Origin of the sequence: Pseudomonas sp. WS 5411, from assembly GCF_012985595.1 — a bacterium.
Lineage (GTDB): Bacteria > Pseudomonadota > Gammaproteobacteria > Pseudomonadales > Pseudomonadaceae > Aquipseudomonas > Aquipseudomonas shahriarae.
Map to the genome: position 1 here is coordinate 16,848 of NZ_JAARMC010000029.1, position 25,135 is coordinate 41,982.

Below are 25,135 nucleotides of genomic sequence, written 5' to 3' on the forward strand. Positions count from 1 at the left end.
CTCAATCAGTAGCGTTTCCAGACAATACGGTTCACATAATCGGTATAGCTATGAATAATCCTGGCAACTTTCTCTGAAACATTAGGCATGCTGTAGTCGCCCACCAGACGCAAAGTGCGCTCATCACCCGAACCTTGACTCTCTAGGATATTTAGCCCTTGAAGTACACGGTTGATCTCAAGCCCAACCATCATAACCGCTGCCTCCTCCATCCCTTCTGGACGCTCATGTGCCTCACGGATATTCAAGGCAGGGAAGTTCAGGATAGAGGACTCCTCGTTGATCGTACCGCTGTCCGACAATACCGCCTTGGCGGTCAGTTGCAATTTGTTGTAATCCTTGAAGCCCAGCGGTTTGAGCAACTGTACGTTCTTGTGAAACGTCACACCCATTGCATCCACACGTTTTTGTGTACGAGGATGGGTTGAAACAATGACCGGAAGCTCATAGTGAGCAGCCACGGTGTTGAGCACATCCACCAGTTTGAGAAAGTTTTTGTCCGAATCGATATTCTCTTCGCGGTGAGCACTGCAGACAAAAAACTTGCCATGCTCCAGACCCAGGCGTTCAAGTACATCCGACCCATCAATACCCGCGCGATAGTAATTAAGCACCTCGAACATAGGGCTGCCGGTCTTGATCACCATGTCCGGGGATAGCCCTTCACGTAGCAGATAATCGCGCGCGATTGTGCTGTACGTCAGATTGATATCGGCGGTGTGATCAACGATACGGCGGTTGATTTCCTCAGGAACCCGCATATCGAAGCAGCGATTGCCCGCCTCCATGTGAAACGTCGGAATCTTGCGGCGTTTGGCAGGAATGACTGCCATGCAGCTATTGGTATCACCCAGTACCAGCAGCGCTTCCGGCTGGACTTCAGCGAGCACGCGATCAACAGAAATAATCACATTACCAATGGTTTCTGCGCCGCTCGTACCGGCCGCATTCAAAAAATGATCGGGCTTGCGAATGCCCAAATCCTGGAAAAAAATCTCATTGAGTTCATAGTCGTAGTTCTGCCCGGTATGAACCAACACATGATCACAATGCCTGTCGAGCGAATCAATGACTCGCGACAGACGAATAATCTCGGGGCGAGTGCCTACTACCGTAACAACTTTCAACTTCTTCATGGCTGTCTCTACTTGAGCATGTGTTTAGGCTTCAGTGCCCACGGGCAACGCATAGGTGTCAGGGTGTTCACGATCAAAAATTTCGTTAGCCCAGAGCATGACGATCATCTCATCATGGCCGACGTTAGTAATATCGTGGGTCCAGCCTGGCACTGTTTCTACAATTTCAGGTTTTTCACCAGTGGTAAATAGTTCGTAAAATTCGCCTGATACGATGTGTCGAAAACGAAAACATGCATCACCTTTGATCACCAGAAATTTTTCGGTCTTCGAATGATGGTAATGGCCACCGCGGGTGATTCCAGGGTGCGCGGTGAAGTAGGAAAACTGGCCAGAATCCCGAGTCTTGAGCATCTCGACAAAGACACCACGCGGATCACCATACTTGGGAACTTCATAGGTAAAACGCTCTGGGGGCACGTAACTCAGATAGGTGGAATAGAGTGCCCTGGTCAACCCGGTGCCAACCGCTTCCGTTAATAGGGTTTCACGGCTATCGCGAAAGGCCGTCAATTGTGTTGAAAGCGCTCCTACCGTTGTTCCATAGACGGGCTCAACCGTGATGAAGGGATTACCGGACAGCTTGCCATCCATCACCGCGATAAACTGGGCGATCACATCGTCGATATAAACCAATGTAATAGCAGCGTCAGGATTATTGATCTGGATTGGCTGGTGACGGGCAATATTATTACAGAACGTCGCTACCGCCGAGTTGTAGTTGGGACGAGCCCACTTTCCAAACACATTGGGCAAACGAAAAATATGTACCTGTACGCCATGCTCCGCGGCCAAATCAACCAACGCTTGCTCAGCACCCAATTTGCTGAGTCCATAGGCATTATCAAGCTCTGCCTGACTGGATGAAGTGTAAAGCACTGGGATTTTTCTACCGCTGGCAACAATACCGTCACAGACTGCACGGGTCAGATCCGTATTACCGGTTTTGAAATCTTCAGGATCCTGCGGCCGATTGACACCCGCTAGATGAAATACAAAATCGGCCTGCAAGAGCATTTCTTTCAACGAAGAAATGCTGTCCTCACGAGAAAATTGCAAAACCTCAACATCCGGACGCTCTCGCAAATGTACACAGAGATTTTTAGCTACAAAACCTTGGGCGCCTGTGATCAGTACCTTCATTGCTTACTCCTCAAGAGTGGCGAATTCGCCACGCTGGATGGCGCGCATGAATTCCAGTTTCAGGAGCAACTCCTGCATGCCCTCTACATCCAAGCGATCGGTGTTGTGAGAGTTATAATCTTCCATCGTAGAAATCTTCTCCTCACCTTCCTCCACAAATTTACTGTAGTTCAAATCACGTAAATCGGGTGGTACGCGGAAGTATTCACCACGGTCTTCGGCGCACGCCATTTCCTCACGACTCAAAAGTGCCTCGTACAGTTTCTCGCCGTGGCGGGTGCCAATGATCTGAATGGGGTGCTGCGGCAGCCCCATCAAGGCAGTCAGCGCTCGCGCCAAAGTTTCAACAGTGGCCGCAGGAGCCTTTTGAACGAACAGATCGCCGTTATTCCCGTGCTCAAACGCATAAAGAACCAAATCAACTGCGTCCGCCAACGTCATCATGAAACGAGTCATGTTGGGATCAGTGATCGAGAGCGCCTTTCCAGCTCGAATCTGATCGATAAACAGTGGAATAACTGAACCACGGGACGCCATGACGTTACCGTAGCGTGTACCGCAAATGACAGTTTTGGTTTCGTCAACATTACGAGACTTAGCTACCATGACTTTTTCCATCATGGCTTTTGAAATACCCATCGCATTGATTGGGTAAACCGCCTTATCGGTACTGAGGCAGACAACTCGCTTTACTTCGTTTTGAATGGCTGCTTCCAGCACATTGTCAGTACCAATAACATTGGTTTTGACAGCCTCCATCGGATGAAACTCGCAAGATGGGACTTGCTTGAGTGCAGCCGCATGAAAGATGTAATCGACACCACGGGTAGCATTCAGCACGCTTTGGTAATCACGAACATCACCAATATAAAACTTCAACTTTGAATTGTTGTAGTGCTTGCGCATGTCGTCTTGTTTTTTTTTCATCACGACTAAAAATGCGGATCTCGGCGATATCCGTATCTAAAAACCTCTTCAGGACTGCATTGCCAAAAGAGCCGGTGCCGCCTGATATGAGAAGTTTTTTTCCATTAAACATAATTCACCTAAACCTTTATATGAAATCCAAATCAGTCAGAATACGGCACAAAGCAAAGACATCTATTTTTCCGGTCCCTCGAAAAGCCAACAAATACTGCGTAAGCACCTGACAGCAGCCGCTTTTCCAGGCCTCATTTCACCCAGCGCAGTAACGGGCTTATGTACAGGGCAAACTCATATCATACCACCTCGCTAGCCTGCACTCCCCAACAAGTCCGGCGTAGCGCCAGTGGCCATGCATCAAGCTCAGCCGCCCTTGCGCGACTCGAATAATGCGATCATCACTACAAGCTCATCGCCCCGAAAAATCAATGTAATTTCAAAGCCGAAAGTATCAATGTATCCTTTTGTGCTGCACTGGGATAGCTGATCAGAACGGCACGATAAGGTCCCTTGAATACAAAGAAACTGCCTGCTGCGACGCCCACGACACCACAGACCGAAATCACCTCGCCCATATGCTCCAGCGAACCACCGCCCCCCAAAATGGTGACAGGAATACTCACGGCCTTACGTAATTCCATCGCCAGATCAATGTCATAGCCCTTCATCCGGCCATCATTGTCGATGGAGTTGATCACGATCTCTCCCGCCCCATGTTTCTCCACCTCGGCTGCGACATCCAACACATTACGCTTGGTATTACGCGTGCCATTGTGCGTCCAGACATCATGTTGTTTGCTGAGCAAGCGCTTCTTATGATCGAGCACAACCACAACGCTTTGCCGACCGATTTCTTCAGCAATACGGGTAATCAGCTGTGGATCTTCCAACGCGGCAGCGCTGATAGCCACCTTCTCTACACCAGACGCAATGATTCGCTTGGCCTGTTCCGGCGTGCGAATACCACCGCCATAACACAGAGGCATACGGCATTCAGCAGCCAAGTGCGCAATCTGCTTGTAATTGGGCTCACGACCATTAACGGTGGCGTCGATGTCCACGACAATCAATTCGTCGGCTTCTTTCTCGTTGAAAATTTTCACCGCGTTGATCGGATCGCCCACGTACTTGGGATCTTTGAAACGTACGGTTTTTACTAACCCGCTATCCTGAATCAATAAACAGGGAATAATTCTAGGTCTTAGCATTTCATAGTTCCGCGAAATTTTTAAGAAGGCCCACCCCAAAATGATGGCTCTTCTCCGGGTGGAACTGAACGCCATAGACATTATCCACAGCCACCGCACAACTGAAATCCAGACCGTACGAAGCTCGGGCAGCCGCATGGGACTCCTGACTACATTCGAAATAGAAGGAATGGAGAAAGTAGAAACGCGCGTCCTCTTCGAACCCCTTAAACAAGGGATTCAAGTGCAATGGCTCGACATCATTCCACCCCATGTGAGGCAGCGCCAAGCGTTCCAGTCCAGGCACAGAACGAAAGTGTCGTACTCGCCCCGGCACCCAGCCGAGCCCTGGCAATGACCCTTCGTCGCTAGAGTCTGCAAGGATCTGCATACCCACGCAGATACCAACAACCGGGACTTTTTTTACAAGAACCAACTCATCGAGTGTTTCACGCATCCCGGATGCATTCAAACGCCCCATAGCATGATCAAACGCACCTACACCCGGCAAAATTAGCTTGCTTGCACCCAGCAGTTCCTGCGCAGAACGGGCGACCGTCACTGGTATATGAAGGCGCTTGTAGACATTCACGAAGGCCTGGATATTGCCCAAGCCGTAATCGATTATGGTAATCATCTGAACAGTCTTCTTTCAAGACCGAGCGCACCGAGCACACGGGCCCCCAGACCGATCATGAAACGTTTATTTTTGTAGTCATGGAACGTTTTGTTCTGGCCTTCAAAAAGCGCTTGCAACTCCTCGACACTCAAGTCGAGCTTATTGGCAACGTATTCAAACTCCGACTTCAGGAACTGTTCATCCAGTTCGGGCCGGGAGATGCGCTCCAACGCCGCCTCACGGGTCATTTGCCCCGTCATGATCAAGCTGGAGAAGTGAGCCCGGCGCTTTTCGTAACCAAATTTCCGGGGCATCCAGTAATCTTCGTAAAAACGGGTAAAGCGCGACTCATGGTGCTTGTGCTGGAACTTCTTCCATCCAAACAACCGCTCAAGAGTATCTTCTGCATCCTGCTTGATGTAGGGCAACAAATTCAACGGGCGCACCACTTGCATACCGAGTACATAGCGGTAATAAATCTTGTATGCCAACACATCAACAATCGGGAAACTTTTCAACTTTCGTGAGCCGAACTTTCCATGAATATCATTTATCAGTGTCTTATCGATTCCCGGGTAAGCGCCCCATTCCTCAGGTTCGCGGCAGCATTCAGTAGAGAAATTCCCCCCAGTCAACACATATTTTATCTTGTGTGCCTTGGCGAATTTGTACAGTCCAGAGAAAAACGCAGTGTCTTGGGGGATATCCTGGTCAGCAACCTGAGCCTTGAGAAAAGCCAGTTGCAGGCTTTTCATCTCTTCCCAGTTGATGACTTCGGTGTATAGATCCAGACCCAGACCGTCAACCAGCTTTTCAATGTTGCTTACCGCCTGATCAGTGTTCCAACCAGCGTCGACGTGAAAAAGCAGCGGCCGCAAACCCATTACTTCTTTGGCTATATAGCTTACATATGAGCTATCCAAGCCACCGCTCAGCCCAATGATGCAATCAAAATCTCGATTTTTACCATCCCTCTTGATTTTTTTGCTCAACGTCATGAGCTCTGCGTACCCTCGTTCGTCCGTGTTCCAATTCGGCTTGATGACCAAATTGAAATTTACACAGTAGTCGCACAAACCCTGCTCATCAAAGTGGATATTCGGATCACTGCTATCCATAATACAGCGTGAACACATTTGATAGGTTTTATCGCTCATCCCCCCCCCCTTAATAATTAGAAATCATATTTATGACCGTTTCTCGCAAGCCAACAGGTCTAATTTTGTCTTGACTGACTCTAGAAGGCCAGTAGAAAAATCCTCATCCAAATCCAACGAGTGGAGCACCGCCGGAATACCTGAGGTAGCGTACTCACTCACAAGCGTCGATGGATATGCTATGAGGAAATCCACCACGGGGAAAACGTTTCGCCCGACGATGACTCTCCATTTTTTTTGCTTCACCGACTCACTGAATCCTGCTGTTGGATGCGGTTTATAATAAAAGCTGACATTATATTCTAGACTCAAGCTTTCATACAAAAAAATATGTAAATTCTCGCAAATCGGGTGCCCGACAAACAAAATGCGCAATCTATGTTCAGAGTGCAATTGTACCAACTCGATCATCGGCTTAAAATAATTAACATCTACCCCGCGAGCAACACAACTAACAGAAAACACATCACCTTCAAATGCGAGACGTGAGACGTCATCATATGCGTAGAGCTGAGTTACGCTTGCAAGTCGACATTTAAGAGCAAACGGCAATCTCGCTGGAGACTGACATTCTAATGTCAGCCCGGAAAGCGTGCCGTGCTGTATCAAGATCAACTCTGTCTGCCCGCCCCCAATTGAAGGCGAACGTGATCTCCTGCGCGAAATAATTTTATCCGCAAGCACCGCCCACCTATCATAATGTTCGGCAATAACAAACCGCTTAATTTCGAGCTTTTCAAGTGCAATTCTGACAGCAAACCAGCGAAAAGCGGTGTAACTTTGTAAAGCCCAATTTTTCGTCTGCCTACGAGATACAAGTCTTCTAGAAGCCGTAACCGCAAGCATATACGCGCTAATAAAATCTTTTCTTTCAAGCAGAGAGAAAACATCAATATATCGCCCACTCTGCTTAGGATGCGTTAAGGGTACCCATGGAAAAGTAATCCAACACTTTGGCTCAAAGCCAAGCACCCCCGACTGCAAAATGTCGGCAGCGCGGGATGAAAAAACCAGTGCGTACTCACCCAACCCATTACAACTACTTACGTTATCTGCGCATCGCCTAGAGTAACGATAAAAAACAAACATCTCGTATAAAAAAAACATTGACGCCCCGCCAAACCTCCATATCACTTTAAAGAGAACCATGAATATTCTGAAGGCAACCCTATTCCTGGAAAATATGCTAAGTATCTTAGCCGGACGCGGCGCATAACCGAGTTCTTTTGGAGACACGCCTGAAAGTTTATAGATGCTGGCATCGATGGAAATCTCATTCTCAGTTGCACAAATATAATCAACAATAAACTTTAGTTTTTGAGTAATCATTAATTCCACCAAACCAAATCACCAGTTAAACAATATCTACACATCAGCACACAAAAACCGACAAATTGAAATATATCAACTTACCAATAAACAACGTTACCGCCCCCAACAACAATAGCCAAACTCAAGTCGAAACATCTCGCTCCATCAGCATCGACCAATAAGCAATTAACTTCCAGCTAAAAATCAAGATAAATGCTGCACACATCCCTATTGGCACAGCCACAACACCCAAGGAGTCACCAAAGCTATACACCAAAGCCAAAAACACAAAAAACCCTGTCAGCTGACTATAAGAAATCGTCTTATCATAGCCAAAAGCATAAAGACCAAGATGAGGAATCATACTAAGTGAATATATAGCCACCGCTAGCAACAGCCAGTACAAGATAAAGACATTCTCTGCATAAACAGGGTTATTTAGCCATCGTAAAACATAGCTACTTACGCCAAAACAAGCCAAAACAAGAAAAGCAGTAACCCCCATGACATTAATCGTCAAGCTCCACATATGTTTTTTAAAAAAAACTATCTGATCGCCCTTCGCGGAGGACACTAACTTCGGATAAAAAAATACAATAACCCCCGCATCTAAAAAGGACAGCACTGCGGATGCCATACCCACGAATAGTACATATGCCCCTAATACGCTCAAACTTGAAATACTCTCCACCCAATATCTATCGATTGTGAAAATCCCTCTCATCGCGAGGCTTGCTATCAGCAACGGGATGGCAGCCCTGATCCCTCTCCTGATCCAAGTCCAATTTATTGGATGACTTAACGATACTTTATCAAAACTTAAAATTTTTCTTATGGCAATTAGGCAGGCAAAGAAACAACCAACGACCCATCCCGTCAGCGCAAATTCCAGCTTACGTACAGCTGGGTCGGCCCACATTACCGCCACTACAACCAAGCACCAAGCACCACTGCGTAAAAACAAAACGCAACTAGCAAGTAATTGCTCTGAAGTAGCCACCAGTATTCTATTTAGCTCTTGAGCAATGTGCTCCAGCAATGCCAAAACCAAAAACCAAAAAATATACGCCCAAGGCAGCCATCCGTTGAAAAAAACAAATAGTGCAAATGGCAAAAATACAAAATATAAAATCAGATAAAGTACAAGCTGATCCCTGATCATTCCTAGCCAAAGCTTAGGATTTTCACCAATCATCTCTCGTGTAGAAAAATTATAAAACTCAAAACCAACCACATACAACGCATATCCGATGGTCGCAGACAGCAACCCGTACAACCCCACCTCGCTGGATTGCAGGAATTTAGCGAGAAAAAAAATCAGCACGAACTTACTGATCAGCGTCATGCCACGAAGTAAAATATTTACGCACCGTATTAGATTATCTTTCAAGACGACCCCAACTAGTACAAGCATGAATTTTGGTTAGTCAAATAAATCAAAGAGACTGAACCCGAACAAACAACAAACGTCTCACACACCAAATAAAAAAATAGAAGCCCACATTAAATAATGCGATCCACTGAAACATACTGCCTCTGAACATACTTAAAAACAACAACAACTCTGAAATGTAAATGAATAAAAAAACCGGCCCCCCTCTGAAGCGCATGTAGTAAAGGCTGCAAATATATAAAGAGCAAAAAAATATTGGAACTACCCAAAAAACATAATACCCGTAATTTAAATACAACTCAGTCTCTACAGGCCATTGTTGAGTCGCTGACTCATCGAACCACTGCGATGGAAAATAAATCGATGTAAGCCATCGACTTATATCATGCAAATAGCCTTCAGAAGGCACGCCGACGAAAGTCAACCATTTATTAAATGGATACTGGAAAGTCAGAAAAAAATCAGGTGACATATCCTTCAAAATCATATCATGCAAAAATATAGTGTTAAAATAAGTCAAGAAGTACTCCAAAAGCATTTCTGGCGTACTGTAAAATGCATTTGACCTAAAATACATTGCAAAGCTGAATAATAGAACGAATCCAAAAAAAATCACCGTACTTTTTAAAATAGTCACTTTAAATGTACATAGCCATGGAAGACTAAAAAATATCATAAAATAGAAAATCCTACTTTTGATTCCTTGAATGTAGGCACAAAAAGACAAAACAACCAAAACAACCAAAACAAGAACTATACTGAAGTTTTTCTTTGTACGAAAATACACACCAAGAGTAAAAGCTAGAAAATTAGCCCCCATTAACAATAGGAAATTTAGAACACCATATCCTTTCTTTTTTTCAAGGTAGGTTTGACTATAATCGTTGAACCACGCTTCCGTGCCACCGGTCACTTGAAAAAAATAAACACCTCCGATAAAAAGCATCATCGCACAAATAGCAATCCCGAGAGGTCTTACTTGATACTCCTGGAAAGGGTCTCTAACCGGGCGACTATCTATTAATACTTCCATAGACCTTATGATTACAAAAAAAACAGTAAAGACGTACGCAAAAGAAAGTACGGCCTCATCAGAAAGAGCAGACCAATCGTTAATTTTCCCCCAGGGAAGAACATATTGCCAATTGATCGCTTCAAGAAAATAAAACAGTAAGCCAGGAAAAACAAAATACAAAAAATAACTGGCAAATACAACATTTGACGGACTTAGGGCTTGTTTATTTCTAAAAAACAAATACACCCCAAGCATGTACATAATAATTATTAGCATCATAACGCCTGCATCTAGTTAAACTCATCTACTTATTGAATCTATTGCACTAAATAACGATTTTTTCATAACGAGAAACCATCATCTACAACTATATTCTGACCATTCAGATATCTAGACTCATCAGACAATAAAAATATAATAGAGCCTATCACATCGACTATGTCGAGCATTCCTTTCCCTAAACAGTGCTTCCTATATTTCTCTACAAATACTTCTGGTTGATTATCAAATATCCCGCCAGGACTAACACAATTAGATCTAAACTGACTACTCGAAACATAACGGGTCAAATACTTACTCAACTGCAGCACGGCCGATTTTATCGCGGCGTACTCCACGGGCATCGTCATCGATGTATCGTCGTACACTTCAAATCTTGGAGCCACAACACCATAGACAGAAGATATGTTAACTAGTGAGAACAACGTGCGTTCTTTTTGAAAATATGCCGCACACTGCTGCATAAATAAGAACGACGCACCTAAATGAAGTGAAACATTTTCATTAAAGTCTTCAAGCTCTACCGCAAAAAACGCAGCCCCATACTTTTTATTCCTTGGGTACGCACAATTGACCGCGCCGTCCAACCCTTTCACCGTTGAAAAAAATAATTTTACTTGGGCTGAATCATTTAAATCCAGTTGGACACCAGAAATCTTTTCCAAACCTTTGCCTGGAAGTTTTTTTTCAAAACGAGCCATCATGCCTTGCACATCAACATCTGTAGCTATTACGGATGCACCTTGCTCAACCAGGCTGAATACCAATCGGGTTCCGAGCAAACCACCAGCACCCGCGACCAAAATGGTTTTATTTTTCAACATGACCAGTACCTTTCTCTGCTAAAAAAAACTCAGCCATCTTAAAATCGTAAATGTCATCGATATCAACAGCCCGCTCACGGGGCACTACAACAGACCTCACCCGCCCGGAAAAGATACGTTCATTGTTTAATATAAATTCAGGGCTTGTTACGTAAGCCACCGTGGTCATATCATAAATCGCCGGGGCATCTTGGCGCCGGTGGACACCACTCCCAGAACACACCAGTGTGCTGGTACCTTGGTCATCGCGAACGACCATGTTGAAGTAAGGGCTGCGAGAAGCAGGTGTTACGGTCACAACAACATCGGTATTAGGATCAAGGCTTGCCATGCACAACTCAACATCCTCTACACTTCTTAGCGGGCTGGTTGCCGGCAGGCTGACGAACACATCAAATACATGCCCTTGAGCTCGCAAATGATTGATCGCATGTCGCCACGCTAGCCATTCTGGCGCTGTATCTGTGGCTAACTCATCTGGCCTCCTGATGACAATAGCCTGATAAGCTTCTGCTACTGCGGCAATCTCATCAGAATCAGTAGACACGAAGATCTTACTGATACCCGCAACTTGCTGCGCCACCATTATGGAGTGTGCAAGTAACGGATGCCCCGCCAGCGGCCTGATGTTTTTCCCTGATAACCCCTTGGAATTACCCCTCGCAAAAATAAAGGCGTACACTTTCACGCTTGAATATCTCCGATTTTGACAACCTGACCAGTCACGGCGGATTTTTTCATCGCCTCAATCAGGCGAAGTGTTTGAAGTCCATCCTCAAGTCTGATCGCAGGCATTGCACTCCCCATTGCCACTTGGGAAAAATGGCGAAGCTGATCAATGTACATATTGTTACGGTCGTAGCAACTATCTTCGAACAGCACACATTGCTGATCCCTGCCGACGTGCAGGATGATCCTATTGTTAAGAATGTCCCAGATCAGCGTGCCTTTTTCCCCGACCACCTTACATATTCGTACCGGCGCCCTCTGCAGGAAATCCATATGCACACTGATAGCAAGTTGATCTGCCCGGACCAGCAACGCATCCACTGTGTCTTCAACATCTACTTCCAGCGCACCTGTATTTCGGGCGACACAATAGGCAGTCGAAAATGGGCCAAAAAGCCATCCTAGATAATCAAGTTCGTGGCTTAGTTCCAGCAACACGCCACCACCCAACTCGCTACGAGCAGAAACATTCTTCCGATAATCGGTCATGGGACGCCAATCAGGCAGATATTGCCCGACATCGACACTTACACTTCGAACTGCACCCACGACGCTCTCGGACAGTAAGTCCCTAAACTTCACGGCCGACGACATAAATCGTAGATTGTAGGCAATCTCAATTTTATTGCTGTGCGCCGTTAATGTATCACCGTGAGCAGCAAAACGCGCCAATGAATCCGACACCGGTTTTTCAATTAGGACCGGCACTTGCTGTTTGAGCAACTGTGCAGCGTGTATCGCATGCAGTGGCGCTGGAGAAGCAATAATTGCGAACACCGGATTATCATTAAGTGCTTGTGCTAATGACTCATAGATGACCGTATCGTTACCGACCTCTTGCGTAGACAATACCCTGCCAGTCGCAGAAATACAGCCTATACGAGCTGTCACTGTGCCAAAGATCTGTTTGAGATTTTCAATATGACGTTTCGCAATACTGCCGCTACCGATGACCAAATACATGGGTAGCCTGCTCATAGCCCACCAAATTCCTGCTGGGCCCGCTGAAAATCTTCCATGCGTCCGATATCAAGCCAATACTCGTGGACAGGAAACATATTGACCTCGCGACCGGCGCTAATCTCTTGCTCAAGCAACGTAGGCATATCCACCCGTGTCCCTGCGGCAACACTCTTTACTAGTTCCGGAGAGAGTAAATAGATTCCCGCATTTATGAAAAAATGCTGGATCGGCTTTTCCACCATTGATTGGATGCGATGTCCATCATTCTGAACAACGCCGTAGGGAACGCAATACTCATACTCGCGCACGCACATGGTCGCTACGCCAGGATGCCCCTGATGGAACTCCAGAAGATTCTCGAAGTTAAGCGTGGTCAGCAAGTCACCATTCATCATAAACAACGGAAGATCGATCTCGTCATGAGGTAACAACCCAAGAGCACCGCCAGTACCCAGAGGTGCATCCTCATGAATGTAACGAATCGAGACACCCCATTGACTACCGTCACCAAAATGTTCGCGAATCATTTCCGGCATGTAGTGGGTGGAGATAAAGAAACGGTGAAAACCGGAATTAATAAACCGCTCGAGAATCAGCTCCAGGATCGGCTTGTCTCCGACCTTGAGCAGGGGTTTTGGGCAATTATGTGTCAGGGGACGCAAGCGGGTACCAAAGCCCCCCGCCATCAAAAATACCGGATTATCCCTGCGGCGCTTGTGCAACAGATCGTGCAATGTTTCCAAGCCAATGACTTGCCCATGAGGATCCACCACCGGCAGTTGCAACAACTGATAAGTTTCCATGACAGCTAGGATTCTTTCCCTACTCCAGCCAAGACCAGCGGTACGCGGCGTCGTGCACATGATTTCCTGGATAGGGGTCGTCAATGGTCGCTGCTTCAATAAGGCCCGGCGGACATCGCCATCGGTCAGGGTGCCCAACAGACGAAGCTCTTGATCGACAACCATGACAATACGCACCGCAACACGATCAAGCGTTGCGATGGCCTCTTCCATTGAGCACTCTGGACCGACGAGTGTTAACTCCCATTGTTTCATTGAATACCTTCTCTATGTTTACTCGTCCGACACAGGTCTGGAACGCGCCGTTTGTCCTAATAAAATGCTCCGGGCTGGCAAGTCACGAACCATCACCGCCCCGGCACCGACAACTGCATACTCTCCAATCACCAGCCCTTGAATCACCGTCGCACCGGCACCGACGAACGCACAGGTTGCCACCTGAACGTTTCCACAAAGTGTCGCACCGGGGGCAATGTGCACATGGGCAGCCACACGGCAATCATGGTCCACACTCGCCCTAGTATTGACTATGGTGTTGCATCCCAGGCTCGCATCCGGCTGGATGACAACTCCCGCCATCACCTGCACCCCCTCTGCCAAAACCGCAGACCCATCGACGAAAGCTGTCGGATGCACCAGCGTGGGAAATCGAAAACCCTTGTCCACCGCTCGCTCATAGATTGTTTGGCGAAGGCTACTCCCCACTACCTGCCCAATGCCGTTTATCAGACCAACGCGCGCACAATCGAGTTTCTCCAGCACCTCGTCGCCGCCCAACACCTTGATTCCACGCCATTCTACAACTCCCAACCGATGGAGTTCCGGATCACAGACACCCTGCACTTCCAAGCCTCTGGCGATAGCCAGTGAAAGCAAGACCTTCGCGTGACCACCCGCCCCCAGCATGACCAACTTCAGCGACCCACTCGGCGGAGTGGTCATTGCTCAATAATCTCACCAGCTTGAACAGCCCGCTGACTGCGGCTGCCAACCAGTTCCCACAAAGCCGTGGGCGGCAAACCGGAGCCACTGCGAGCGGTTGTCAGGTCATCTCTGGTAATGATCGAGTCTGATTTGATATCTCTTGCCGCCACCACCTGCTGTCGAGCAGCTTTACGAGTATCCCATTCACTCGGCTGAGGCGCCTTGCACCCATCTCCCAACGCCAACTCCAGAGCGCGAATCTGGCTGACCATGGACTTCAACTCATCAGGCTCCAGCGATGCCTTATGATCCGGCCCCGGCATCGAGCGATCCAACGTGAAATGTTTCTCGATGACCTTGGCTCCACGGGCTACTGCAGCGATGGAAATCAAACTACCTTCCGTATGATCCGAATAACCCACCGTCAAACCGAAAGCCTTCAACGTGTCCATCGCCCGCAGATTGACCTCTGCCCAAGGCGTCGGATATTGAGATGTGCAATGAAGTAACGTGACGTGGCCATGAAGACGCTGACGAACCTCTGGGCGGCTCCAATTCTTCCAGACTTCGTCCATATTGGCAGGTTCACGGTCAGAGACCACTGCATGCGCTACGATCGCTAACCCCTGCTCAACTTCGCTAATGGTCGCCATCCCGGTAGAAAGCACAAGGGGCTTGCCAGTATGTGCGAATTGCCATAGCAGCGGTCCATTCGTAAGCTCTCCAGAGGGCACCTTGAAAAATGGCAACCCCATTTCACACAAAAAATTCAGGCTGTCGGTATCAAACGCGGTAGACAAAAATTCGATACCACTACGCCGCGCATGGGCCTGCAAATCAACATGCCACGCTCTTGGCAACTCAAGCTTTTTGAGCATGGCAAGCTGGCTTTCTGCCACGTCAGTACTCTGCTTTTGATATGAGGCCTTGGGAGCAGCCTTTGATGCTAGACGTACTGCGTCAAACGTCTGAAACTTCACTGCATTAGCACCCGCTGCCGCTGCCGCGTCAACGAGGGCGAACGCCAGATCACGCTCACCATTATGGTTAACGCCCGCTTCAGCGATGATGTAAACCGAATCTTCGTTGGATGCTTTCATGGTTTAACTCAAATCGTGAAATGACTTGTGATAGGCCCCATCGAAACGCTCGAGAACATCAACAATGCGATGGGCCGCATTGCCGGCGCCGTAGGGGTTGACCGCCTCTTTGCAAACACTGGCGAACGCTGTAGAGAGCGCGCGGCGAATTGCGTCTTCAATTGATCGTATGTCAGGTGTGCAATTGATCACAGAAGCAGAGGCGAGGCGACCGGCTTGCCGGGCACCAATGTTTACAGTTGGGACACCGAAAGCCGGCACTTCAATAATGCCGCTGGAAGAGTTACCCACCACCACATCGGCCAACGCAACCGCGCTCAGGTAGCGCCTGAATCCGAGTGAGGGAATTGCCTTGACTCGCTCAGGCGCACGCTGCGCATATTCTTCCAGCAACGGAATAATTGCCCGCCCACCGTTATCGGCGTTGGGATACGTGAGAATAATCTTGTGCTCAGGAAACTGATCAAGAGCGGACAACAGAGCATTGAAGCTTTGCCTTGGATCTTCTTCAAGCATCGTGACGGGGTGGTAAGTCACCAACAGAAAAGGCGAATCCAGATCAAACTCCAGACTCTCCGACAACTCATCCCGCGTCATTCTTGGAGTGCGCAGCAGATGGTCCAAACCTACCGCTCCCACGTTGAATACTCGCTCAGGTGACTCACCCATCTGGATGACACGCTGGCGATACGGCTGCGTAGCCACAAAGTGGAAATAGGCCATTTTGGTAATGGCGTGGCGAATAGCATCGTCGTAAGCGCCCTCGGTAATTTCGCCACCATGCAAATGCGCCACCGGGATCTTCATGATCAGTGCGGCCTGCACGATTGCCAGCGCCTCGAAACGATCCCCGAGCACAATCAAAATATCAGGACGCAAACGATCCAGGGTATCGGCGAAACCAAGGGTGCCGAGCCCTATGGACTTCACTACTCCCACGTCGCTATCCGAAGACAGGAGCATTTCGACTTTGGCATCAATGGCAAAACCGTCAGCCTCAATGCCTTTCCAGGTTTCTCCAAACTCAGGTGAAAGGTGCATACCACTCACAATCACCTGCAACGCCAAGCGCTCACTCGCCTGAATATCTTTCATCAGCCAATAAAGCAAACCGTACTCGGCGCGAGTTCCAGTAAACACTGCAATGTTGCGCTTCAAACCTGCAACTCCGGCACAACGCTGCTCGGTATATTAACAACCCGCTCTTCCAGCCACAGGGCGTTGCTCAAGTCACCCTGCAGACTCGTCGAATAAGCAGGCAAATGACTCATCAACTTCCAGATTGGCCGCGTCATTACGCCTGCCTGGTTGCTGAACGCCAGTAACTCATCGCGCTGTATGAGGTTTTCACAAATCACGGCGTTGAGCCAGTAATTGGAACGACACCCCTGGGGCTCAACGACAAACTGGAACTGGCTGCCCTCGAAGAATGCCTGGTAACGGCCTGCCAGAATGCGCTTGGCCGCAATAAAGGAGTCCAACTGTTCAAGCTGGGCACACCCAAGGGCCGCATTCAGATTCGGTAACCTATAGTTATAACCCACCTCGTCATGAACGTACTCGTACGCATGGGCCTTTTTCGCAGTGGTAGTGAGATGTTTTGCCCGGCCCCCCAGAGCTTCATTGGCCAGGATCATACCGCCGCCGCCAGTGGTGATAGTTTTATTGCCGTTAAAACTCAACGTCCCCACACAACCGAACGTACCGGTATGACGCCCCTTGTAAAGACTGCCCAGAGACTCCGCGGCATCTTCAACCAACGCCAGCCCCCAGCACCGACACACTTCAATCAGAAAATCCAGTTCTACAGGGTGACCAAATGTATGCATGGGCAAACAGGCGCGGAGCACCCTGTCACTACTTTTTACTCTGCAGACACCGTCGACGTCCAAATAGGCATGTTCCTGCAGCCAGCGTTCAAGCGCTACCGGCGAAAGCCCCAGCGTGTGTTTGTCCACATCAATAAATACAGGCTCGGCACCGCAGTAAGCAATAGCATTACAGGTCGCTACAAAGGTGAGTGGTTGCGTCAGGACCAAATCACCGGGCTTGACACCAGCCAGCATCAAGGCGACATGCAAGGCGGCGGTACCATTGACAGTTGCGACCGCTCGCGGACTGCCGGTATAGGCTTCCATCTCGCGTTCGAAACGATCAACGAAAGCACCGACGCTGGAAACAAACGTCGAGTCTACGGTTTCCAGCACATAGCGCTTTTCGTTCCCGCCAAAGACAGGAGCATGCAAAGGAATGAATTCATTAGTGCGATATTGTTCCCGCACAAACTTCACAAGTGAGTCGAGCATGGCAGCGCCTCAGACGTTGTAGAGATCGGCTTTATATTTGGCCAGGTTCTCTGGGCGAGTAAACCAGTCAATGGTTTCCTGCAGACCTTGGCGGATCGAATACTGCGGTTCAAAACCTGTAAGGCCATGAATTTTGCTGTTGTCGCACCACAGCCGGAACACTTCCGACTTCTCTGGGCGCAAACGCTGGTCATCTGTCAAAAACTCCACATCGCTACCCATCAACTCGCGAATGAGGTTAAGGGTATCACCCACAGTGATCTCGTAGTTGGAGCCAATATTGACGACTTCACCGACAGCCTTTTCGCAACGTAATAGATCCAGAAAACCACGGCAGGTATCAGCCACATAATTGAAGTCACGAGTTGGCGAGACATCACCCAGCTTGATCTGCTTCTTGCCACTGGCAATTTGCGTGATGATCGTCGGAATAACCGCACGCGCTGATTGACGGGGTCCGTAAGTGTTAAACGGACGAGCAATAGTCAATGGAAGATCGAAGGCGTTGAAAAAGCTCATGGCCATGGCATCAGCACCCATCTTCGATGCACTGTAAGGTGACTGCGGCTGGAGCGGGTGATTCTCATCTATTGGTACATATTGGGCAGTACCATAGACCTCGCTGGTGGAGGTATGGATAACCCTCTGCACGCCGTTATCGATAGCAGCCTGACAAATGTTCAAGGTGCCCTTGACGTTAGTGTCCACATAACTGTCAGGCGCAACGTACGAGTATGGGATAGCGATCAACGCCGCCAGATGAAACACCGCATCAACACCCTTAGTAATATGCTTGCAATAGTGCGGATCACGGACGTCACCATTCAACACTTCAATATCTTTCAGACAACTTACATCTTCCAGCCAGCCCCAATAATTGAAAGAATTATACTGAGATAACGCTTTGACTTCGTACCCTTCCCGAACCAAGAGCTCGGTCAGATGCGACCCAATAAATCCATCTGCGCCGGTCACCAAAATTTTCTTCATCACGTCACCTTAACTGTAAATCCAACTACGATACGATTCGCCAGCGCAGGTAGAGCGAAAAACCTCCCAACACCTACATCGGACTACGCGTCGCGCGCTTCATTTCAGACCACATCAAATTTTTCTTCGAGCAATTTACAGTCTTTAGCCTAACAACACTAGCGTTCAAGCCTCACAGCCCACCAGTGTCGGCGTACCGCGATCAATCCAATACCACACGCCCACCCCCTCCAAACGACCTGCACTCAACCCCACAGAAGATGAGATCGCAGCCAGTCAGGATGGCGGAGACGCGGCGGGAGAGCGATGTGGTAAAGCTGTTCGTAGGGGTATTTATTGATCAGCTGGGATGAAGCGAAGGCCCACAGCTTATCAGGAACAAAGCGGAGCTAATAAATGTGATGCCCCATAGAAAATTATGATCTGCTCCCGCGCCCGTACAGCGAAGCTTTGGGGTCAGTCATTTTCAGCAAGATGCGTACGGACAGCTTGCGGTAGTAGCATTTTGCCGCATTTTTGATTGCAATACAGTAGCATTTAGACATAAGATAACTAGACACATAACAAAATGGACTTTTCCGTGATTTTGATTCCTGCCTACGAACCGGACGGCACTCTAGTCAAGCTAGTGGATGAACTTTTGGCATTGATGAACACAAATGAGCAGACAATACCGCTACTCATTGTGAATGACGGTTCGCGCACTGCGACTGCGCTTAAGGTGTTCGCCATCTTGGTAGAACGTGGCATTGAAGTATTGACACATGCCGTGAACATGGGGAAAGGGGCGGCGCTGAAGACGGGCATCGCTGCCGCCCGCGATCGGGGACTTTCCTTTGTAGTCACAGCAGACGCCGATGGACAGCATCTGCCGGTAGACATCATGCGTGTATTGGCGGCAGGCGTGGAAACGGAGGATTCAGTCATTCTTGGTCGTCGCGTATTTGACGCTTCGACGCCCTTGCGTTCGAAGTTTGGCAACGAACTGACGACACGTGTATTCCATCTTGTTCATGGCAAACGTGTAAATGACACGCAAACTGGACTTCGATTTATTCCAGCTTGCTTTTATGAAGACCTGCTGGCCATACCCAAAAATCAATATGACTTCGAGCTGGCGGCACTTATTTTGTTTGCCCGCAAGAACAAACTGCGGGAAGTCGTGATTAAAACCATTTACGAGCCGGGCAACCCGTCGTCGCACTTTCGTAAACTTCAGGATTCAGCAAAAATCTACGCCGTACTATTACGCGGCGGATTAGCTTCATTGTTCCTAGCACTCATGGATTTCCTGACGTTCCACCTGCTCGACTTGTTCAGCGGCTCGACAACCTTGTCCGTAATTGGAGCCCGCACCGTCGGAACACTCGGTTATTTCTACCTCGCTCGCAATTTTGTCTACAAAGTCGATGGCGATGTAGTCAGCACATTCATCCGGTACTTGCTGCTAGTACTGCTCAATATCTCAATACTGGTGCCGATGATCGATATCGCAAAGGAGCAGTTTGCGATACCCAAGATAGCCACTTACATCTTCGGGACTCTGGTGCTGTTCTTCTTCAATTTCTTCGTTCAGAAAGCCTTCATTTTCAAGTCACCTGCCACCGTGCGATAGCGAATAGGGCCTTTCTCTAGGCCCCCTCGATACATATACGTGCAATAAACAGTAATCGGAGTGCCAATTTTGGTACTGCGTCTTGGCGAGCCAGAATGCCCCATACAACCCAATCGTTTTCTCCTGCGCCCCCTTCATCTGCCGAGGCGCTATTACCGCAACGTGCATTCCGCTGGATCGCAGCGTTACTCGGGTTATGGCTCGCCGTTGGCGCGTGCTATCTGTACCGGCAGGAACTGGCGATGAAACTCGGATTATGGGATGCCTTCGCGATCAACGCGGTGAACTACTCAAGATTCAGCGACGCTCGCGATTCCGAACCAGTCTTCCAGGACCAACTACTGCTAGTCCGGCAAGGGTATCGCTCCGGTGCGCTGTTCGTCGGCCCTATCACCATTTATAGCCGTCAATTGCTGCCGATTGACAGCCAGATGAGCTACCAGATGAGTTTCGACCTGATAACCGTCACCGACGGCACAAATGATCAGGGCTCAGAAACCTACGCTGGCGTAGTGTTCTACGACGAGGATCAGAACATCATCGTTCAACCGGAGTCGCACATGTATGGCGTTGCCTGGAAGAACCGTGTTCTTCGTGCCACGGGCAGGCTTACCTTACGCGGAGTCTTCTCGCCGACGGGGCTGGCCCTCAACCAGATCCCGGCGAATGCCCGCTACATTAAGATCGCCATCGATCTTAATTATGCTGATCCTCGCGCGGCGGCCATCCTTTCAAATATCACTTTTGTGCCGCTTCCATCTGTTGCGCCAGGAGAGAACAAATGACGCTGTTTCATGGTTTTCTGGCAGTTGCCGTATTTCTGTTGTTGATCGGCTTCACCTGGCCGATCAAAGGCAGAATTGACGTGCTGTCTCTGACGACACTGACCGTCGCTAAATCGATGTGGCTGAGCTGGATGGTGGTTTTTTCTTCATACTGGCTGAATCTGGGTGATGTGTCGGCGATGGTCCTGCTAGCAGTCACTTTGCTCACGCTCTGGCGTTTGCGCCAAGGGGGCGTTGCAGACGTCTGGTTCAGCGGCTACGGGCTATTACTCGCGATTGCACTAATGGGAATTGGCTATGCGCTAAGCCCATTGGAGGCGATCAAGCCGATTTTGGAGGGGCAGATCGTGCTATCGGGCTGGGATGTGAATGCATCCTGGAACAATTGGGCGATGCAGCTCTTCGAGAATACCTATTCGCCCTATATAGCGGCGTATCCGCTTTTCCTCCCGGGATTGTGGTCCCTAATCTACAAGGCGCAGGCCAACCCGATGGTATGGGTAATGACACGCCTTATGCTGTGTGCATTTCCACTGATCCTGATGATACAGATCGGCTCGCTCGCGATTGCACGGCGCCCACTGGCAGCGCTATTGGTGTTCCTGTCGTTATGGGAGATCTTCCTCGCTAACCCGTTGCTTTTGATCGGTCTCACCGACCCGATTGTAATGATGCTGACCTTGATTGCAGGTGTGGCACTGTACCTAGCGATCTGCAGCGACGAGCAGGAAGGCCCGGTCGACCATTACACCTTGTGTGCCGCTCTGTTCGCCGGGGTCGGGGCAATAACCAAGCAACCTGGCACACTGAGCGCTGTGATCATCGGCCTAGGGTTGCTGCTGGTCGGCATTCATCGCTCAAAACAGCTAACGTGGTACTTGGTACGGCTGCTGGTGCTGGTACTGCCGGTTGCGACCTTCATGCTTATCTTCTTCACGAGACCGTCGCTGCCCACTGCACTGGGCAACCTGAGCTTCCTTATGAGCCTGACCTCCAAGGCGTCCGCCGGTGGTGGTATCTACGAGCACGGCTGGAGTTACGTCGTTTCCATGTTTGGCAGGTTTCCATTACTACTGATGCTTACGCTGGCAGCATTAAATCTGGCGACACCCAAGCGCAAGCTCAGTCAGATCGGTCTTTTGTACCTCGCAGGCTTTGGCATCGCGTTCACGACCTATTCGAACTGCTGTGCCTACGATGAGCGTAATGGCTGGTTCCTGATCGCATTGCTGAGCATGTCGGCGGTCTGTGGCGTTTCGATTCTTGAAGGCGCAATGATGCGTGAACTCGCTCCGTGGCGTCGCTTTTTTGGCCGTCTGTTGCGTCATGATGATCCATTGGCGCGCCCGCGCGCAATACGCAGCGCACAATTGCAGTTGCTGGCCATTGTGCTTGCAGTGACCGTAGCGGGACTGCTGCAGATGGTGGTGGGGGAGTCGCGCTATCTCGAGGCTGAAAAGAATGCCCGCCGCAATATTGTTTGGCCAACGGTCAACAACCTTGCCTATTTGAACATCGACTCGCTAGGGAAAGGTCTGATCATCACCAATTACCAGTTCGTATCCTTGTTGCCCGACCTGGAGAAACGCTATCGTATCTGTCCGGACATTGCATGCGTCGCTGCGGCCATCAAGCAGTTCCCGGGGAGCAGGGTGTTAATAGGCCCAGAGTCGTTCGACTATCCCCCCTTGAGGGCGGCGCTGGGCCCGGGCGATTATCTTGCAACCGAAGCTAAGTATGGGTTCAGCCTCACTCGAGGGCTGACCATCAACGACCTGCCGTTGAGTCTAGTGACGCCCCTCCATCCGTGACCGGGAGCGCTTTGCAGGCCTGCTCCAGGCATGCAAGGTTTTACTTGGACAGATACTGATAAACTGCGAGTCTTTGCTTAAATTCGAATAAGGGGGTGGTAGTGAGTCCGTTAAGTCCTAGGTGTATTACTTATTTCGACTGCCTGAGGTTTTTACTTGCTCAAACAGTGGTTGTGGGCCATGGCTTCGGTTTCTTTTTCGGTTATTGGGGTGGTTTTTTTCCATCAAAGGCACCTTATATTCAGTCGATTGCGGTTGTTGGTTTCTTTTTTGTCTCTGGTTTTCTAATATGTCGGAGTGCAGTTGCAAACATAAAGTATAACGGCGGCGACTATGTGCGCTACTACGTGGATAGATTATCTAGAGTGTACACCACTCTTGCTCCATGTTTGATTTTTGTTTTTTTGGTTGATCTTTTCTTCTCTTATCAGGTTTCTGATTTTGAGTTGGGGGATAATTTAGCAATAAGTACGTTCTTCAAAAATCTTCTACTTCTTCCGTCGATGCCGTTCGGAACGATGAGGCCGATATGGAGTTTGATGTTTGAGTGGTGGATATACATCCTATTTGGAGGAGTTGTATTTTTTCGAAAAAATTGGATTTTTTCGGCCATATGTATTGGGGTGGGTGGTTATTATACCTTTAAGGTAAATGCGAAAGGAGAGGCTGGTCATTTAGAGGTTATTTGGATGGCTGGAGCTATCGCGTCAGTTATGTTTGAGAGCATTGAAAGATATGCTTACTCTCGATATGCAGCCTGGGTGTCTTTATCGTTTGCGATTGTTATTTATTTGCTGACACGTGATGCTTATAATATTTTTGCTGGCTTACTTTTTTCGTGCGGCTTATTGTTTATGGCCATAAGCCTTAACTGTAATAATGCGATTATTAATTCAAAAGTTTCGTGGTGCTTTAATAGGTTGGCAGGTTACAGCTTTACGTTATTTTTAACGCATTATACAGTTCTGTACTGGCTGCAGAAGATGGGCTTCTCAGGATTGGGCGGTCTTTTTCTGGCGCTCATTCTAGCTAATATTACTGCCTTTTTTATTGCATCGTTTACTGAGGAGCATCACAAAAGTGTATCGAGAAAAATCCTAAACGTCATTACGAACTTAAGAGCAATAGTAATTGCACGATAGCGGTTCTGTAAGCGGTGCGGTTTTGTTTTATATATGCCTGGCTATAATTATTTTGTGTTCGTGCGGTGAGACTTCTGACCAGGCACGCAGTGTTTTTTTCACTACACTGCACGCATGGAGACGCTTATATTGGCCGGAGCATTAAGCTCAATGATAATTAATGCTCCATCATCAAAGGAACAGTCCGTATCGATGCATACTACACTCCCAAAACATGTAACCGAGGTTACTGTTGAGTGGCCGGCATAAACTTGGTTTATGCCCTGAATTAAAACCTCATCCTGATTTTCGATTTCGTTTCTGGCATACCGTTCTTTTTCTAAAGCTAAACGGTCATAAAATAGTGTCTTTTGCATTCTGCCATTTGTCATTATTATGTATAATCGGCGCTTCAGCATGCACAATACCAATTGTTCGTCCATTCGTTAAATCAACCTCAATTATTAGAGGGAGACTTTGCAATGCATCAGACAGTGTTTGTTGGAATATAGACGGTAGTTCATAGAGCCATGCCCCACCATTGCGAGAATGCCTGGCAACGTCCCCCTTGCCAGAAACACAGTCGATGAGCATCTGTTCGTGATTACCTCTAACGGCATGAAACCATGGCTCCTGCAGCCAATCCATGACGTCGATGGGGTCGGGTCCTCTGTCAATGAGGTCGCCCACGGAGAAAATCCGATCGGCGCTTTTATTAAAACCGGTTTTGTTTAAAAGATATGTTAAGAATTTGAAGCATCCGTGGATGTCACCGACTACAAAATCTCAACCGGTTTTGTTCGTAAGCGCTCCATGAACCCCACATTCAAAGTCACCACCTGATCCCAGTCGCGGTGCCCCATATTTATCTACCTGTGGCACATAAATAGCTCACTTAACATTTTTCTGGCATAAGAATGCCAATGTTTGGCTATTTTAGTGGCACAAAAATGCCAAAGTTTGGTTATTGTTGCCGCTGACCGAAAACTGACCCAGTGGG

At 48.4% G+C, this 25,135-nt stretch carries 22 protein-coding genes and 1 pseudogene; 4 read left to right on the top strand and 19 right to left on the bottom strand.

Annotated features, from left to right (window positions below; genetic code table 11):
* Positions 1–5 precede the first annotated feature (5 nt).
* The 18 genes and pseudogenes from wecB to HBR93_RS24560 form a co-directional block, all read right to left on the bottom strand.
* On the bottom strand, positions 6–1,136 hold the full coding sequence (gene wecB, locus HBR93_RS24475) for a UDP-N-acetylglucosamine 2-epimerase (non-hydrolyzing) (protein ID WP_169961271.1): 1,131 nt from the start codon (positions 1,134–1,136) through the stop codon (positions 6–8).
* A 24-nt stretch (positions 1,137–1,160) separates the two neighbouring features.
* On the bottom strand, positions 1,161–2,279 hold the full coding sequence (locus HBR93_RS24480) for an NAD-dependent epimerase/dehydratase family protein (protein ID WP_169961272.1): 1,119 nt from the start codon (positions 2,277–2,279) through the stop codon (positions 1,161–1,163).
* Between the two features lie 3 nt (positions 2,280–2,282).
* Positions 2,283–3,318: pseudogene (locus HBR93_RS24485) on the bottom strand (polysaccharide biosynthesis protein).
* A 310-nt stretch (positions 3,319–3,628) separates the two neighbouring features.
* Positions 3,629–4,411 (bottom strand): AglZ/HisF2 family acetamidino modification protein, encoded by a 783-nt coding sequence (locus HBR93_RS24490; RefSeq protein ID WP_169961299.1) that lies wholly within the window; start codon positions 4,409–4,411, stop codon positions 3,629–3,631.
* Position 4,412: 1 nt separating this feature from the next.
* Positions 4,413–5,027 carry an imidazole glycerol phosphate synthase subunit HisH gene (gene hisH, locus HBR93_RS24495; RefSeq protein WP_169961273.1) on the bottom strand — a complete coding sequence of 205 codons (615 nt, stop codon included), beginning with the start codon at positions 5,025–5,027 and terminating at the stop codon, positions 4,413–4,415.
* The gene (locus tag HBR93_RS24500; RefSeq protein ID WP_169961274.1) at positions 5,024–6,166 is read right to left on the bottom strand and encodes an N-acetyl sugar amidotransferase; all 1,143 of its coding nucleotides are present in this window, start codon (positions 6,164–6,166) and stop codon (positions 5,024–5,026) included. The genes hisH and HBR93_RS24500 overlap by 4 nt, the downstream gene beginning before the upstream one ends.
* 30 nt (positions 6,167–6,196) lie before the next feature.
* Entirely contained in the window at positions 6,197–7,495 is a 1,299-nt protein-coding gene (locus HBR93_RS24505; protein WP_169961275.1) for a hypothetical protein, read from the bottom strand.
* A gap of 124 nt (positions 7,496–7,619) precedes the next feature.
* The gene (locus tag HBR93_RS24510) at positions 7,620–8,867 is read right to left on the bottom strand and encodes a hypothetical protein (RefSeq protein WP_169961276.1); all 1,248 of its coding nucleotides are present in this window, start codon (positions 8,865–8,867) and stop codon (positions 7,620–7,622) included.
* Positions 8,868–8,913: 46 nt separating this feature from the next.
* The gene (locus HBR93_RS24515) at positions 8,914–10,161 is read right to left on the bottom strand and encodes a hypothetical protein (protein WP_169961277.1); all 1,248 of its coding nucleotides are present in this window, start codon (positions 10,159–10,161) and stop codon (positions 8,914–8,916) included.
* Between the two features lie 65 nt (positions 10,162–10,226).
* The gene (locus HBR93_RS24520; RefSeq protein ID WP_169961278.1) at positions 10,227–10,988 is read right to left on the bottom strand and encodes an oxidoreductase; all 762 of its coding nucleotides are present in this window, start codon (positions 10,986–10,988) and stop codon (positions 10,227–10,229) included.
* Positions 10,975–11,676: an acylneuraminate cytidylyltransferase family protein gene (locus tag HBR93_RS24525; RefSeq protein WP_169961279.1), complete on the bottom strand. Its 702-nt coding sequence runs from the start codon at positions 11,674–11,676 to the stop codon at positions 10,975–10,977. The genes HBR93_RS24520 and HBR93_RS24525 overlap by 14 nt, the downstream gene beginning before the upstream one ends.
* On the bottom strand, positions 11,673–12,680 hold the full coding sequence (locus HBR93_RS24530) for a Gfo/Idh/MocA family oxidoreductase (protein ID WP_169961280.1): 1,008 nt from the start codon (positions 12,678–12,680) through the stop codon (positions 11,673–11,675). The genes HBR93_RS24525 and HBR93_RS24530 overlap by 4 nt, the downstream gene beginning before the upstream one ends.
* Before the next feature lie 11 nt (positions 12,681–12,691).
* Complete coding sequence (locus HBR93_RS24535) at positions 12,692–13,738, bottom strand: nucleotidyltransferase family protein (protein WP_169961281.1); 1,047 nt, start codon at positions 13,736–13,738, stop codon at positions 12,692–12,694.
* A gap of 18 nt (positions 13,739–13,756) precedes the next feature.
* A complete protein-coding gene (locus tag HBR93_RS24540; protein ID WP_169961282.1) occupies positions 13,757–14,425 on the bottom strand; it encodes an acetyltransferase in 669 nt (222 codons plus the stop codon).
* Positions 14,422–15,507: an N-acetylneuraminate synthase gene (neuB, locus tag HBR93_RS24545; RefSeq protein WP_169961283.1), complete on the bottom strand. Its 1,086-nt coding sequence runs from the start codon at positions 15,505–15,507 to the stop codon at positions 14,422–14,424. Before neuB ends, HBR93_RS24540 begins: the two co-directional genes overlap by 4 nt.
* Positions 15,508–15,510: 3 nt before the next feature.
* Positions 15,511–16,665, bottom strand: a complete 1,155-nt coding sequence (gene neuC, locus HBR93_RS24550) for a UDP-N-acetylglucosamine 2-epimerase (RefSeq protein WP_169961284.1) — start codon at positions 16,663–16,665, stop codon at positions 15,511–15,513.
* Positions 16,662–17,813 carry a LegC family aminotransferase gene (locus HBR93_RS24555; RefSeq protein WP_169961285.1) on the bottom strand — a complete coding sequence of 384 codons (1,152 nt, stop codon included), beginning with the start codon at positions 17,811–17,813 and terminating at the stop codon, positions 16,662–16,664. Before HBR93_RS24555 ends, neuC begins: the two co-directional genes overlap by 4 nt.
* A 9-nt stretch (positions 17,814–17,822) precedes the next feature.
* Entirely contained in the window at positions 17,823–18,803 is a 981-nt protein-coding gene (locus HBR93_RS24560) for an NAD-dependent 4,6-dehydratase LegB (RefSeq protein WP_169961286.1), read from the bottom strand.
* A 580-nt stretch (positions 18,804–19,383) separates the two neighbouring features.
* Here HBR93_RS24560 and HBR93_RS24565 point away from each other — a divergent pair.
* From HBR93_RS24565 to HBR93_RS24580, 4 genes are all read left to right on the top strand, one after another.
* Positions 19,384–20,418 carry a glycosyltransferase family 2 protein gene (locus tag HBR93_RS24565; RefSeq protein WP_169961287.1) on the top strand — a complete coding sequence of 345 codons (1,035 nt, stop codon included), beginning with the start codon at positions 19,384–19,386 and terminating at the stop codon, positions 20,416–20,418.
* 95 nt (positions 20,419–20,513) lie between these two features.
* The gene (locus HBR93_RS24570; RefSeq protein ID WP_169961288.1) at positions 20,514–21,203 is read left to right on the top strand and encodes a hypothetical protein; all 690 of its coding nucleotides are present in this window, start codon (positions 20,514–20,516) and stop codon (positions 21,201–21,203) included.
* The gene (locus tag HBR93_RS24575; RefSeq protein WP_169961289.1) at positions 21,200–23,014 is read left to right on the top strand and encodes a hypothetical protein; all 1,815 of its coding nucleotides are present in this window, start codon (positions 21,200–21,202) and stop codon (positions 23,012–23,014) included. Before HBR93_RS24570 ends, HBR93_RS24575 begins: the two co-directional genes overlap by 4 nt.
* A gap of 101 nt (positions 23,015–23,115) precedes the next feature.
* On the top strand, positions 23,116–24,156 hold the full coding sequence (locus HBR93_RS24580; protein WP_169961290.1) for an acyltransferase family protein: 1,041 nt from the start codon (positions 23,116–23,118) through the stop codon (positions 24,154–24,156).
* Positions 24,157–24,489: 333 nt separating this feature from the next.
* Here the strand turns inward: HBR93_RS24580 and HBR93_RS27100 are convergent, their stop codons facing one another.
* Positions 24,490–24,903 (bottom strand): metallophosphoesterase, encoded by a 414-nt coding sequence (locus HBR93_RS27100; RefSeq protein ID WP_346266855.1) that lies wholly within the window; start codon positions 24,901–24,903, stop codon positions 24,490–24,492.
* Between the last annotated feature and the right edge of the window lie 232 nt (positions 24,904–25,135).